The organism is Streptomyces sp. NPDC057854, assembly GCF_042797055.1.
Taxonomy (GTDB): Bacteria; Actinomycetota; Actinomycetes; order Streptomycetales; family Streptomycetaceae; genus Streptomyces.
Map to the genome: position 1 here is coordinate 274,046 of NZ_JBHVMF010000001.1, position 13,664 is coordinate 287,709.

General features: G+C 73.1%; 13 protein-coding genes and 2 pseudogenes. 9 read left to right on the forward strand and 6 right to left on the reverse strand.

The window, feature by feature from the left end:
* Positions 1-768: 768 nt before the first annotated feature.
* Positions 769-1,398: a universal stress protein gene (locus ACFVQZ_RS01235; protein WP_383618630.1), complete on the reverse strand. Its 630-nt coding sequence runs from the start codon at positions 1,396-1,398 to the stop codon at positions 769-771.
* Between the two features lie 38 nt (positions 1,399-1,436).
* Positions 1,437-2,345, reverse strand: coding sequence for a universal stress protein (locus ACFVQZ_RS01240; RefSeq protein ID WP_382953555.1), 909 nt, complete (start codon positions 2,343-2,345; stop codon positions 1,437-1,439).
* A 187-nt stretch (positions 2,346-2,532) separates the two neighbouring features.
* On the opposite strand from ACFVQZ_RS01240, the gene ACFVQZ_RS01245 reads away from it, so the two are divergent.
* Positions 2,533-3,393, forward strand: coding sequence for a universal stress protein (locus tag ACFVQZ_RS01245; RefSeq protein ID WP_030493163.1), 861 nt, complete (start codon positions 2,533-2,535; stop codon positions 3,391-3,393).
* Positions 3,394-3,485: 92 nt separating this feature from the next.
* On the opposite strand, the gene ACFVQZ_RS01250 is transcribed toward ACFVQZ_RS01245, so the two are convergent.
* The 4 genes from ACFVQZ_RS01250 to ACFVQZ_RS01265 form a co-directional block, all read right to left on the reverse strand.
* The gene (locus ACFVQZ_RS01250; RefSeq protein WP_383618633.1) at positions 3,486-4,175 is read right to left on the reverse strand and encodes a helix-turn-helix domain-containing protein; all 690 of its coding nucleotides are present in this window, start codon (positions 4,173-4,175) and stop codon (positions 3,486-3,488) included.
* Positions 4,172-5,074, reverse strand: a complete 903-nt coding sequence (locus tag ACFVQZ_RS01255; protein WP_383618635.1) for a universal stress protein — start codon at positions 5,072-5,074, stop codon at positions 4,172-4,174. The genes ACFVQZ_RS01250 and ACFVQZ_RS01255 overlap by 4 nt, the downstream gene beginning before the upstream one ends.
* A 237-nt stretch (positions 5,075-5,311) precedes the next feature.
* The gene (locus ACFVQZ_RS01260) at positions 5,312-5,575 is read right to left on the reverse strand and encodes a DUF1918 domain-containing protein (RefSeq protein WP_383618637.1); all 264 of its coding nucleotides are present in this window, start codon (positions 5,573-5,575) and stop codon (positions 5,312-5,314) included.
* 310 nt (positions 5,576-5,885) lie between these two features.
* Positions 5,886-6,149 carry a metal-sensitive transcriptional regulator gene (locus ACFVQZ_RS01265; protein WP_030493159.1) on the reverse strand — a complete coding sequence of 88 codons (264 nt, stop codon included), beginning with the start codon at positions 6,147-6,149 and terminating at the stop codon, positions 5,886-5,888.
* A gap of 387 nt (positions 6,150-6,536) precedes the next feature.
* On the opposite strand from ACFVQZ_RS01265, the gene ACFVQZ_RS01270 reads away from it, so the two are divergent.
* From ACFVQZ_RS01270 to ACFVQZ_RS01305, 8 genes and pseudogenes are all read left to right on the forward strand, one after another.
* Positions 6,537-7,925, forward strand: a complete 1,389-nt coding sequence (locus ACFVQZ_RS01270) for a rhodanese-like domain-containing protein (RefSeq protein ID WP_383618639.1) — start codon at positions 6,537-6,539, stop codon at positions 7,923-7,925.
* Positions 7,926-8,012: 87 nt separating this feature from the next.
* A complete protein-coding gene (locus ACFVQZ_RS01275) occupies positions 8,013-8,597 on the forward strand; it encodes a rhodanese-like domain-containing protein (protein WP_189947761.1) in 585 nt (194 codons plus the stop codon).
* Positions 8,598-8,694: 97 nt separating this feature from the next.
* Entirely contained in the window at positions 8,695-9,060 is a 366-nt protein-coding gene (locus ACFVQZ_RS01280) for a rhodanese-like domain-containing protein (RefSeq protein WP_383618641.1), read from the forward strand.
* On the forward strand, positions 9,057-9,800 hold the full coding sequence (locus ACFVQZ_RS01285; protein ID WP_383618643.1) for a sulfite exporter TauE/SafE family protein: 744 nt from the start codon (positions 9,057-9,059) through the stop codon (positions 9,798-9,800). Before ACFVQZ_RS01280 ends, ACFVQZ_RS01285 begins: the two co-directional genes overlap by 4 nt.
* A gap of 44 nt (positions 9,801-9,844) precedes the next feature.
* Positions 9,845-11,113: an MFS transporter gene (locus ACFVQZ_RS01290; protein WP_383618645.1), complete on the forward strand. Its 1,269-nt coding sequence runs from the start codon at positions 9,845-9,847 to the stop codon at positions 11,111-11,113.
* A gap of 254 nt (positions 11,114-11,367) precedes the next feature.
* On the forward strand, positions 11,368-12,132 hold the full coding sequence (locus ACFVQZ_RS01295) for a CBS domain-containing protein (protein WP_383618647.1): 765 nt from the start codon (positions 11,368-11,370) through the stop codon (positions 12,130-12,132).
* Positions 12,132-12,395 (forward strand): annotated as a pseudogene (locus ACFVQZ_RS01300) (CBS domain-containing protein); the annotation flags it as partial. The gene ACFVQZ_RS01295 and the pseudogene ACFVQZ_RS01300, both read left to right, overlap by 1 nt.
* Positions 12,394-13,137 (forward strand): annotated as a pseudogene (locus ACFVQZ_RS01305) (DnaB-like helicase N-terminal domain-containing protein); the annotation flags it as partial. The pseudogenes ACFVQZ_RS01300 and ACFVQZ_RS01305, both read left to right, overlap by 2 nt.
* Positions 13,138-13,664: the final 527 nt, after the last annotated feature.

Genomic DNA, 13,664 nt, shown 5'->3' on the forward strand with positions numbered 1-13,664 from the left:
GAGTGTCGAAAGGGGTCGTCGGGGAGGGCCGAACGGTCCCGTTCCCGAGGGACCCGACCGGCCCCCGGAGCACCCTCCTTCTCACGGGCGGGTCATCGGGAGACGCCGCGGTGCCGCGGCGGGGCGTCCGTGGTGGACGGACACGCCGTACCGGCGGCCGTGAGGACGGAGGAGCCGGGGTCACGGTACGGCGCCCGGCAGGCCGGATCCCCTCCCTCGTCGCGTGGACAGGAAAAGTGGTTCGATCCCGATGACGGGGCGTGTTTCCGGTGCTCTTGGCGCATGGACGGGAGGAGCGTGCGGACCCGGTCGGGCCGATGGCGGTTCCTTCGGGGGCCTGAGCGGCCTCCTCCATGGCCCGGGACGGCGGCCCGTACCTGTACGGGCGGGGTGCTCGGCCGTCGCGAACTCCAAACGGCCCGGAGCCGAGACCGGCGCCCCCACGGTTTCCGGACGGCTCCGTCGCGGAGCCGGCCGGATCAGTAGGGCAGGGTGCGGCCGGACGGAGTCCGCAGGTCGAGCGGGGGCTGCTCGCGGGGCCGACGGGGCTTGGTGCTGATCCGGATGCGCTGCATGGTGCTCGCCTCTTCGTGGCCGGGACGACCCGATCGCGCCCTCTTCGACCACCCTCGAGCACGGCGTGCGCGGTGACCAGTGCCGAGCGGGTCAAGCCGCCGGAGGCCGGTCGGTCTCTCCGGGGCGGGGCCGTTCGGCCCAGCCCCGGGACGTGGTCGCCGCGTTCGCGGGGCGTGCCGGAGGGGAAGGTGATCACGGGCAGTCGGCATGGTGCAGGAGGCCGTGGAGCGTCGATCCCAGGCGCATGCCCGTGTGACCGCCGCGACCGGTCCTGCCCACGACGAGGGCGAGGGACTCTCTTCCGGCCAGGGCGAGTTGTTCGACCGGATGTCCTCGGAGGACGTCCTGGAGAACGGGGACGTCGGGGTGGTGCTCCGACCAGCCGGCCACGGACTCCGCGAGCGGGCGTCGCCGCTCGGACAGACCCGTCCCGGTGTCCTCGTGCGCGAGGAGCGGACGGGGCCGGACCCAGACCGCTCTGAGCCGCGCATCGCGCAGGCTCGCCTCGCGTACGGCGAACGCCACGGCCGCCCGGCTCTGTTCGCTGCCGCCCACGCCTACCACGAACGTCGGCGGATGGACCTCGCTGTGTTCCGGCGCCCGGACGACGAGTCCGGGCAGGGGGCGCGCGGTGAGCGGGACGATGACCGAGCTCTCGGCGAGCAGTTCGGCGGCCTGCCGTGCCGGCGCGATCCGCGTCCGCAGGGCGGACCGGTGCCCCAGGGCGTCGTATCCCCGCCTGTCGTGGACGGGAGGGACCGCGACGACGAACCGCAGCCGTCTGCGGGCCGCCTCGTCAGCGGCCCGGACCAGGGCGGTCACGGACGGATCCGCTGGATCCACTCCGTGCAGGAGGTCGTTCACGTCGTGTCGCCGCCCCGCGTCCCGAAGCCGACGGGGACGATCTCCACGGGGCAGTGGGCGTGGTGGATGAGGGCGTGGGCGACGCGTCCGAGGGACGGTCCCACGCCGAGCGGCCGGTGCCCCCGGCCCATGACGACCAAATCGGTGTGGACGCTCGCGTCGACGAGGATCCCGGGCGTCGAGGTGCCGGTCTCCACGTGGTGGGTGACGGTCAGGTCCGGGTACCACTCGCGGATGCGGTCGGCGAGGGCCTTCACCTCACGGACGCGCCGGTGCGCGGCGGCGTCCAGGTCGTCGAGCATGGTCGCCACGTCGCCGACGTGCGTGAGGATGTTCCACACGCTGAGGAGACGCAGCGGGACCTTGCGGACGTCCGCCTCGGCGGCGGCGAGGAGGAGCCATCCCAGGTCCTCGGAGTCACGGACCGCCGCGGTCACGGAACCCGCCTCGGGACGGTCCGCGTCACCGCGCACGACGATGACGGGCACGTCCGCGCGGGCGGCGACTCCGAGTCCCACGGAGCCGAGCAGGAGGGCGGAGAAGCCTCCGAGCCCCCTGCTGCCGACCACGATGGTCTTCTCGCCGCCCGCGGCCTCCCGGAGTCCGTCGAGCGGTTCCTGTCGGCCGAGCAGCCGGGTGACGACGAGGTCGGGAAAGCGTTCCCCGACCGCCGCCTCGGTCGCGGTCAGCAGGTCGCGGCCGGTCTCCCGGACGGTCTGGATCGTCGCGGCGTCGCTCCAGTAGGCGCGCCGGTCGGTGTCGGCGGCGTGGACGAGGTGCAGGGGGCGGGACCGGCGGTCCGCCTCCGCGGCGGCCCACAGGGCGGCCGTCCGGGCCGAGGGGGATCCGTCGATCCCGACGACGACGTCGGCCAGCTCGGGCCGGACGGGCGTCTCGCTGCTCATGGTTCCTCCTCGGGTTCGGCCCGGGGCTCGTACGGCGCCCGGAGGGACGACACTGCTCACGCTCGCACCACGGAGCGCCGGCCGCGATGGGCCGTTCGGCCCCGATGGCGACCTGCCCGGCCCTCACCGCGCGGTGGTGCGCCGGGCGAGTCTGGTGTCATCGACGGCGACGGCCGGGGAGGCAGTGATGACAGCACAGGTCACCGTGGGGCTCGACGGCTCGGACGAAAGCCTCGCCGCGGCACGCTGGGCCGCGGTGGAGGCGGTTCTCCGTGAGGTTCCGCTCCGGCTGCTGCACGTGGAGGAGTGGCCGGACACTCCGGAGATCCCCGTCTCCCACGCCCGGACCCTGTACGAGCGGGCGGAGGCCCTCCTGCACGACGAGGCGGAGCGGGCGCGGAAGGAGCATCTCGGCCTGGAGGTCGTCACGGAACGGGTGCGTGGGCGGGCCGCGGACGAGCTGGTCGCCGCGGCGGACGCGGCCGACCTGCTGGTGCTGGGGTCCCGCGGCCTCGGCGGCGTCCTGGGTTTCGTCATGGGTTCGGTCTCCCTCGCGGTCGTGGGCACGGCCCGGCAGCCGGTCGTCCTCGTGCGGGCGGAACACCCGGACCCGACGTCCTCCGCCCGCGGGATCGTGGTGGGGGTCGACCTTCGTCACGCGTGCGAGCCGCTGCTGGCCTTCGCCTTCGGGGAAGCGGTCAGGCGGCACGCTCCCCTGCGGTTCCTCAGCACCTGGACGGTGCCCACCTCCTACGGCTACGCGGCCATCGTGGACCCCGGGATCAACGAGGAGCTGGGAGCCGGCGTACGCGCCGGCCTCGAAGAACTGCTGTCGCCGTGGCGCGCGCGGTATCCGGGTGCCGACGTCACGACCGAGGCGGTCGTGGGAGCGGCCGCGCCCCGGATGACCGACGCGTCGCGGGAGGCGGAACTCGTCGTCGTGGGGCGCCGCTCCCGCCGGCTGCCCGCCGGCCCGCACGTCGGCCACGTGGCGCACGCGGTCGTCCACCACAGCCCGGTGCCGGTGGCGGTCGTCCCCCTGGGATGAGTCTGGGATGAGTGGGCGGGTGCGGAAGTGGGCGGGTGCAGGGGCGGACCGGCCGGTCCGCCCCTGCACCCGCGTGTCCTGGCCCCGCCGGCTCAGGTCCCCGGCGCGGCGGGCGCGCCGGGGACGACGATCCGTCGTCCCGTGACACGTCGGGGGACGAGCCTCACGAGGGTATCCCGCTCGTCTCCGGACCAGGGGCGCACCGTCACGGCCCGACTCATGTCCATGGCTTCGGCCGGATCGGAGAGCACGTGCACCGGGCCGACGACAAGGACGCTCCAGCCTCGCCGGAACGCCTCGTCCAGACGGTCTTCCTCGAAGGCGATCTCGGCGCCGGAGGCCGCCGCCCGACCGAGAGGGGAATCCGCCGCGGTCGAGATGACCATGCTTCCGTCGATGACCTGATAGTTGACCGGGAACACGGAGAGGCCGTCGGCCCCCTCGACGGCGACCCGGCCGACCCCTCGGTCGTCGAGCAGGGACCAGCACTCCGCCTCGTCCATCCCGACCAGCTCCGGCCGGTTCCCCGGCGGCGCCCCACCGGGGGCGAGGTCCGCGGTGAGGCCGGTCAGCTCCTGGATGGTCGTCCCCAGGGCGTGGGCGAGGCGGACGAGGAACTCGATCCCCGGCGTGGGCAGCTGCTCCTCCACGTGGGCGATGTATCCGGGCGCGGACCCGGCACGCTCCGCCACCTCCTCGCGGGACAGGCCGAGCTGCAGTCGTCGGGTCATGACGCGACGGCCGAGGTCGCTCCGGTACCGCCGGTCACCGTTGGTGTTCATCGCTCGCCCCCTTCCGTGACGGCGGGTGCGGGCTGCGGTACGACCGCGACCGGGCACCGGGCGTGGTGCAGGGCCCGGTGGGCCACTCTGCCCAGCTGGAGGCCGACGTGTCCGTCGCGGCGGCGCGCGCCGAGCACGAGGAGGTCGGCGGCGGCGGAGCGCTCGACCAGCACCCGGCGTGCGGCCCCCTCGACACTGCTCCGGCGCACCCGCACGTCGGGGTGTTCCCGTGTGCCCGCGGCGAGGACCTTGTCCAGGGCCTCCGACGCCTCCTCCGCGAGGTACACCCCGGTCTCGCCCCGGAGGAGGGGGTGGTCGAGCGGATCGTGGAGGGGTCGGCGCCAGGTGCGCACCGCGTCCAGTTCCGCGTCACGAACCGCGGCCTCGCGGAAGGCGAACGCGACGGACGGGGCGTCGAGGTCGTGGTCGCCGACGCCCAGGAGAATCCGCTCGTGGCGCGCTTCCAGAGCCTGCCCGTCTCCCCGTACGACGACGACGGGGCACGACGCCCGGGCGGCGACGACGAGACCGACCGATCCCAGCAGGAGGTCGCCGAGTTCGCTGCGCCCCCGCGCGCCGACGACCACGGCCCACGCTTCCCGGCCTTCGCCGAGCAGGGCGCGGGCGGCGTCCTCGGCGGCGACGCGGGTGGTGAGGGAGAGCCCGGGCGCCCGTCGCCGGGCGCGTTCCGCGGCCTGGCCGATGATGGTGTCGGCGAGGGCCTGGCCCCACGGCCGGTCGGTGCTCCAGGGAGGCACTGCCCCCTCGTACCGTTCCCACAGTGAGGCGTACACGATCCGCAGGGGACGCCCCTGCCGTACGGCCTCGTCGACGGCCCAGTCCAGGGCCGTCAGAGCCGGATCGGAACCATCGACGCCGACTACCAGGGGGGTTTCCATCCTGCCCACCGCCTTTCGGTCACGTGAGGATCTGTCGTCACGTTCGCACCGGTGGAGGAGAGGGCGACAGGGCCGATCGGTCCACCCTGGTCCGCCCGGTCGGACCGGAGGCTGAAGACCCGTCGCCGTTCCGGCGCCGAACGCGGTGCCGGCCGCCGGTGTCCGTGCGCGCCGGTCCGTCAGGCCGACGGTGCGCCGGCCTGGCCGTGCCCGGTGTCATGGACGCCTCTGTGACTTTCATCGCCCTGGCGCGGCCGTGGGGCCGGGGCGCGAGAAATGCTGGACGCGCGCGTCCGGGCCGGGGAAGACGAGAGTGACCCTCCCGGTGTCGGACCAGCGGACATCGAAGGGCGGGCTGCCGTCCTCGTGGTGCAGTGCCACGATCTCGCCGTCCCGCCCGTCCCCGACGGTGGCACCACCGACGATCAACCGGTCGCCGACGCGGGCCCACAGACCGGCACGGGACCTCTCCGGGCCGTGCCGTGTTCCGGTGCGGTTCATGGTTTCCTCCTCCGAGCTCTGCCGCCGCGGGAGAGGGTCCCGCGGCCTCGTCGCCTTCTCCCACCCTGCGAGCACGCCGGCCGCAGTCCATAGGGGCCAACGGTCCCGGATGGGTCCCGTTCGGCACCCCTGATGAATGAGCCGGTACAACACAGCGGGACCGGTGGGGGGGGCGTCCGCCGGAGTGGCGGAGGAGAGCCGGCCGGGACGGCCGCCGCGGGGCCGCCCCGGCCGCTCGTGGTCTCCTGAGCACTTCGCCGGCTCGTCGGCCCGCGGGCGGGCGTCCCGCGCGAGAACGGCCGGTGCGCGATCACGCGAGGGTGAGGAAGAGTTTCTCCAGTTCCTCCTCGGACATGGGCGGAGTGTCGGAGTCCCCCGCGAGGCACTGCCGCATCCCGCTGGCGACGATCTTGAATCCCGCCCGGTCCAGGGCGCGGGAGACGGCTGCCAGCTGCGTCACGACGTCCTTGCAGTCGCGTCCGGCCTCGATCATCGCGATCACGGCGGCCAGCTGCCCCTGTGCTCGCTTCAGACGGTTCAGGACGGGCCGCATCGACTCTTCGTCCACCTGCATGTGGTCCTCCTTCGCTGATCCCCTCCTGATCGAGGATACCCCGAGGGGTATAGATTCGAGCCGCCGCACGACCCTGCGGACGGGAACCCCACACCCTCGCCACAGGCGACCGGCACCGCACCTCCCATACCCCCCCAGGTATTTGACAGCGAGGATCGCGACCCTTTACGGTCAAATATGTAATACCCCCTGGGGTATCAACCCTTGCGGTGAGCCGGGCGGCCACCCCGGACGCTGGTTCCGTCCGAGGCCCGGAGCCCTGGGCGATATGGAGCCGGAGCACGTCGGCTCGCGCCCGATCACCCCCGCGCACTCACCCCCGACGGGGTCGCATTCGGCCTCGAAAATACCCCCCGGGGTACATGTCGTTCTGTTCCGGAGGTTTCCGTGTTCTTCTCGCAGTACTACCTCGAATGCCTCTCCCAGGCGTCGTACATGATCGCCGACGAGACCACCGGCCGGGCCGTGGTCGTGGATCCGCGCCGGGACGTTTCGGAGTACCTGAACGACGCGGAAGCCCGCGGCTTCACCGTCGTGGGCGTCATCAACACGCACTTCCACGCCGACTTCGTCGCCGGACACCTGGAGATGGCCGCTCGGACCGGCGCGTGGATCGGCTACGGACGCCGGGCCGAGACCGAGTACGAGATCCGCAAGCTGTCCGAGGGCGACACCATCAACCTCGGCGACGTGACGCTGAAGATCATGGAGACCCCTGGTCACACACCGGAGTCGATCAGCGTGCTGGTGTACGAGCGCGCCGAGGATCCCGTCCCGTACGGCGTGCTGACCGGCGACGCGCTGTTCATCGGCGACGTCGGCCGCCCGGACCTGCTGGCCTCGGTCGGGGTGACCGCCGACGAGCTGGGTGCGATGCTGCACGACAGTGTGCAGCACAAGCTGATGGGCCTGCCCGACGCGGTACGGGTCTTCCCCGCCCACGGCGCCGGTTCCTCCTGCGGCAAGAACCTGTCCACCGAACGGCAGTCGACGATCGGCGAGCAGCGCGCCGCCAACTACGCGTGCACGCCCATGAGCGAGAAGGACTTCGTCGCGCTCGTGACCGCCGGGCAGTCCGCGGCACCGGGATACTTCGCCTACGACGCGGACCTCAACCGCCGGGAGCGGGAGCTGTTTGACCCGGCGACCGCGCCGCGGGCGCTGGACACGGCGGACTTCCTGGCCCGGCGTGCGGCGGGCGCGGTGGTGGTCGACGCGCGCGATCCGCAGGAGTTCGCCGCCGGCCACCTGCGCGGCGCGGTCAACGTCCCGGCCGACGGCCGGTTCGCCGAGCAGGCCGGCACCGTCCTGCCGCTCGACGCGGAACTGCTGGTCGTGGCACCGGAGGACCGCGAGGAGGAGATCGCCACCCGGCTCGCCCGGATCGGTTTCGACCGGGTGGCCGGCCACCTGGACGCACCCGAGGAGGCCCTGGAGGCCATGGCCGACGAAGTCACCCCGGCCAGCCGTCTGACCGCCGGCCGGCTCCGCGCCGCGCTGGACGGAGACTACCCACCGGTCGTCATCGACGTCCGCAACTGCGGCGAGCGCGGCGAGAACGGATTCATCGAGGGCGCCCTGCACATCGCCCTGGGCGAGCTGCCCCGCCGTCTCGACGAGATCCCGCGCGACAGGCCGCTGGTGGTGCACTGCGCGGGCGGTCACCGCTCCTCCATCGCCGCCAGCCTGCTGCGCCACAAGGGCTTCGAGGACGTCTCGGACGTCCTCGGCGGCTGGGCCGCCTGGTCCCTGCTCAGCGCGCCCGCCACCGCCTGACCCCGGCGGGTCCGCCACGCACACGTCCCGGTGCGGACTCGCCCCCTTCCCCCTTCCCGTTCATCTCGTCCCCACGGAGCAGTCCTCATGACGACCGACGCCTCTCGCGCCACCGCCTTCACCCCCGCGGCCCTCCAGCACCTGATCGAGACCGGCAGGGGCCCCCGCCTGCTGGACGTACGTACCCCCGGCGAGTTTCGGACGAGCCACATCCCCGGCGCCTACAACGTGCCCCTGGACACCCTGCGCGAGCACCGTACGGAACTGCGCGGGCACCTCGACGAGGACGTGGTGCTGGTCTGCCGCTCCGGCGCCCGCGCCATGCAGGCCGAGCAGGCGCTCGCCGAGGCGGGCCTGCCCAACCTGCGGGTCCTGGACGGCGGCATGACGGCCTGGGAGGCTTCCGGCGCTCCGGTCAACCGCGGCCCACAGCGCTGGGAGCTGGAGCGGCAGGTGCGCCTCATCGCCGGCTCGGTCGTCCTGGTCACCGGCATCACGGGCGTCTTCGTCCCCGGTGTGCACCTGATCGGCACCGCGATCGGCGCCGGACTGACCTTCGCCGCCCTCAGCAACACCTGTGCCATGGGCATGATGCTCTCCAAGCTGCCCTACAACCGCGGCCCGCGCACCGACATCCGCACCGTCGTCGCCTCCTTGCGGAACCCGTCGTGACCGCTCTCTCCCCCGCCGTCCCCACGCCCTGACCGGCGTCCACCGGGCGCCCGACGGCCGCCCCACCCCCGTACGACTACTTTCACGAGGTCCTGTGATGTCCCTGTTCTCCCGAGACCGCACACGCGTCACCGTCGAGGAGGCCCACCGGCGCACCCGGGGCACCCGCGCCTCTGCCGTCCTGCTGGACATACGCGAGCGGGGCGAGTGGGACGCCGGGCGCGCCCCCGGCGCCGTGCACGCCCCGCTGTCCGGTCTGGTCGCGGGAGCGCCCCTGCCGCAGGCCGCCCAGGGGCGGCCGCTGGTGGTGATGTGCCGCAGCGGGAACCGCTCGCGGAAGGCCGTCGAGCTGCTCCGCGCCCGCGGCGCGGACGCGGTGGACGTGAAGGGCGGCCTGCGGGAATGGGTTGCCGCCGGACACCCTGTCGTCGACGGCCACGGTGACGACGGTTCGGTGGCATGACCCCCGTGATCCTCGCACTCGCGGCCGGAGCCGTCGTCGGCCTGGCGCTCGGCGGACTCGGCGGTGGCGGCAGCGTCCTGGCGGTCCCCGCCCTGACCTACCTGATCGGTCTGCCCCCGGCGGACGCGATCACCACCAGTCTGATCATCGTCACCTTGACGTCGATCACCGCGCTGTCCGGGCACGCCCGGGACGGCAACGTGGCCTGGCGGACCGGCCTGCTGTTCGCGGCGGCGGGCATCGTCCCCGCCATGTTCGCCGGGATGGCCGCCGGCCGTCTGCCCCAGGCGGGACTGACCGTCGCCTTCGCGGCCGTCGCGGGGCTCGCCGCCCTGCGCATGCTGCGCCCCGCACGCACCCCGGCCGTGGGCGAGGTGCGTCCCGCCAAGGCCGGCGCCGCCGGCGCCGGACTCGGCGCGGTGACCGGACTGCTGGGCGTGGGCGGTGGTTTCCTCGCCGTACCGGCCCTGGTACGGGTGCTGAACCTCCCGATGCGCCGGGCCGTCGGCACCAGCCTGCTGGTCATCACCGTCAACTCGCTCGCCGCCCTCGGTGCCCGGGCCGGCGCCGGAACGCACCTGGACTGGACGGTCATCGCGCCCTTCACCGCGGCCGCGATCCTCGGCGCCTGGGACGGCAAGCGGCACGCGCGTCGGCTCACCGGCGACGCCCTGCAACGCGTCTTCGCCTTTGTGCTGCTCGCGGTCGCGGCCTTCATGCTCGTCGACGCGTTCGTCTGACCCTCGCGTCGGCCCTCTTCCCTCTCCTCCGCAAGGACGCGCGCATGACCACCACCCTCACGACGAAGCGGCCCGCCGAGCACGCCGTGCGGCTCGGGCTGCGGGAGAACCGGCTCCAGTTCGCGCTTCTCGTCGTCGTCAACGTCGCCGTCGGTGGTCTCGTGGGCCTGGAACGCACCACCGTGCCGCTCATCGGCACCGATGTCTTCGGCCTGACCAGCGACCTGGCGGTCTTCGCGTTCATCATCGCCTTCGGCCTCTCCAAGGCCCTGACCAACCTCGCCGCCGGGGCGCTGACCGCCCGTTTCCGCCGCAGGCAGCTCCTCCTCACCGGCTGGCTGATCGGCGTCCCCGTCCCCTTCGCCCTGGCCTACGCGCCGTCCTGGGGCTGGATCGTCGCCGCCAACGTCCTGCTCGGCCTCAACCAGGGCCTGACCTGGTCGATGACCGTCAACATGAAGATCGACCTCGTCGGCCCCTCCCGCCGCGGACTGGCGACCGGTCTCAACGAGGCCGCCGGGTACACCGCCGTCGGCGTCACCGCGCTGCTCACCGGTTACCTCGCCACCGGCCACGGTCTGCGCCCCGTTCCCGAACTCCTCGGCGTCGTCTTCGTCGCCACCGGGCTGGCCCTGTCCCTCGTCGTACGGGACACCGCCGCACACGTGGCCCTCGAACTGGCCGGGCACGCCGAGCCCCTGCCCACGGGCGAGAAGACCGGCCTGAAGGCCGTCTTCGTCCGCACCTCCTGGCGTGACCGCTCCCTGCGCGGCGCCAGTCAGGCCGGCCTCGTCAACAACCTCAACGACGGTCTGACCTGGGGCGTCTTCCCCCTGCTGTTCACCGACCACGGCCTCGGACTCGCCGCCGTCGGCCTCATCAAGGGCCTCTATCCCGTCCTGTGGGGCATCGGCCAGATCCCCGCCGGCCACCTCGCCGACCGCGTCGGCCGCAAACCCCTCGTCGTCACCGGCATGCTCGTCCAAGCGGCCGGCTTCCTCCTCGCCCTCGCCCTCCTCGACGCTCCCCTGCTCGCCGGTGTCCTGTCCGCCGTGGCCCTCGGCCTCGGCACGGCCCTGGTCTATCCCGCCCTCATCGCCTCCGTGTCCGATCACGCCCATCCCGCCTGGCGCGCCAACGCCCTCGGCACCTACCGATTCTGGCGGGACATCGGCTACGCCGCCGGCGCCCTCGTCGCGGGCATCCTCGCCGACACCCTCGGCCTGAACGCCACCGTCGTGGCCGCCGCCGTCCTCACCGCCGCCTCCGGCCTCCTCGCCGCCCGCTGGATCACCGACCGCACCGAGCCCTGATCCCTGCCGATGCCCGGCCCTAGGGCAGACGGCGCACGCGGCCACGGCCACGGAACCCGCACAGAAACAGCGCCACCCGGCACATCGGAAAAGACGTCAGCTTCCGCGGGCCAGAGTCGGAACCCCGCGAGTACATCGGTCACAGCCCATAGGGCCAATGGCCCCGGAAAGGTCCCGTTCGGCACTCCTGACGCGTGCGCCGGTACCGCAGGGTGGGACCAACGGGGGCATCGCCCCTGCGAAGGAGGGACGTCATGCGGCACCGCACCGTCCTCGAGGTGATGACGCACCGCGTGGTCACCGTCTCCCCCTCCACTCCGTTCAAGGAGGTCGCGCGCCTCCTCGTGGAACACGGCATCTCTGCGGTGCCGGTCGTCGACGAGGACCTGCGTGTCCTGGGGGTGGTCTCCGAGGCCGATCTGCTGCGGGACACCTCCGAACTGCCCTCTCTGCAGGGACGCTGGGCGGGCGTCCGGCTGCTGTCCCGGGAACGGGGTGTTCCCGAGGCGGAGACGGCGGCCGAGCTGATGACCTCGCCGGCCGTCTCGGCACGGCCCGGCTGGAACCTCGTCGAGACTGCCAGGACGATGCACCGCGAAGGCGTGAAGCGGCTCCCCGTGCTCGACGACACCGGCCGGCTGGCCGGGATCATCAGCCGCACCGATCTGCTGCGGCCGTTCCTCCGTGGTGACGCCGCCATTCGGGCCGAGATCGAGCACGACGTCCTGGCCGGCACCCTACGACTCGCCCCCGGCACGCTCGACGTCACGGTCGACGACGGGATCGTCACGCTGACCGGTCACGTCGACGAACGCGCCGACATACCCGTGATCGCCCGGTTGTGCCGCTCCGTCGACGGAGTCGTCGCCCTGCACGAATCGATCGACTACGCCTACGACAACCTGGCGCCCGACGTGGAGCAGCCGCGTCGAACTCCGCCCGCCGGTTCCCGTGACGGCGGACCGGCCGATCGCCCGACGGCCGAGGCGGAGACGCCTGTACACGGAAGGAACGGATGATGCGACACCGCAGGATCGAAGAGCTGATGACCCGCGAAGTGGTGAGCGTCCACGGCGACGCGCCGTTCAAGGAGATCGTGCGGGTGCTGACGCACCACCGCGTCACCGCCGTGCCGGTCGTGGACGAAGCGGACCGCGTGATCGGCGTCGTCTCGGAGGGCGACCTCCTGCGCAAGACGGTCGATCGGACCGCCGCCGGAGACGTTCCCGCCGTGCCGGGACTGGAGGCGTGGGAGCGGGCGAAGGCGGAGGGGACGCGCGCGCCTCCTTCTGACCGCCCACGACGCCTCCCTCCCGGAGCCCGTCCCGACGGTGCTCGCCGAGGCCGACGCGCTCGCCGCGGTCGTGGACGACATCGCCACACGCTTTCCACCCCGCGCCGGCGTCCTGCCCCGGACGTCTGGGTCCCCGCCAGCCGTCGTGCCCGACCACACCGAGGAGGAGGAGGAGCAGTTGCTGCTCGCGACCGCCACCGCCCGCCCCGCCGACATCGAGTCCGTACGGTGGCTGCTGCCCGAGGACTTCACCCAGCCCCTGCACGCCGGCCTGTGGCAGTGCCTCACGACCCTCGTCCGCCGCCACGAGCCCGTCGACCCCGTCACCGTCCTGTGGGAAGCCCAACAGCGCGGTCTCCTGCACGACGGAAGCGAGCCGAGCGACGTACTGCGTCTGCTCGCCGAACCGGCAGGCTCCGTCGAGCACTGGAGCCAACGCGCCCTCACGCGTTCGCTCCTGACCACGGTGGACGGCGCCGCCCGCCGCATCCAGGCGTACTCCGACGACCCGATGAACACACCTTTCCAGCTTGTCGCCGGTGCTCGCCGGGCCCTCGCCGATATCGGCGCAGTCCGTACCCGTTGGCAGCATGCCACCGGCCGGCCGCTGCCCCAGCGAGCGCGGGCCGCGCCCACCACACGCGCGGGACCCTCGACGCGCCGCGCCCCCGTCGTCTCGCCGCCGTCTGCGCGCCCCGCCGCACGGGCCGCCGCCGGCCGAACCCCCTGACCCACCGAAGGACCCGATGCCGTACGCCCCCGCCGACTCCCACGTCCGCTTCGCCCTCCACCCCGACCACCAGCCCGCCGTCATCGCCACCACGACGGGCCCTACGGCCGACGCCGCCCGCTCCCACCTGTACGACGCTGGCTTCCGCAGCACCGGCCCGACCACGATGGTCTTGGCCCGCATCGACCACGAGGAGCCCCACTACACCGCCCAGGCCGCCGAACAGCTCCGGCGGTACGGCTTCACCACCGAGGTCGACCCCGCCCTCCAGGAGGAGATCGACACGGAGTGGACCTGGGCGAACTACTCCATGCCCTGGTGCTCCCGATCGGAGATCCGCGAGGTCGGCGCCGCGGCCCAGCGCATCCACGACGACATCGCCGAAGGCCGCCTGACCATCCACCTGCACGCCGACAACGGTCACACCACCGTTGCCGTCGGCTCGTACGCAACCGGCGTGCGCCGGCACGTGCACCTCCACGGGGAGAACCACCTCCGGCAGGTCTCCACCTCGTACGACACCGAAG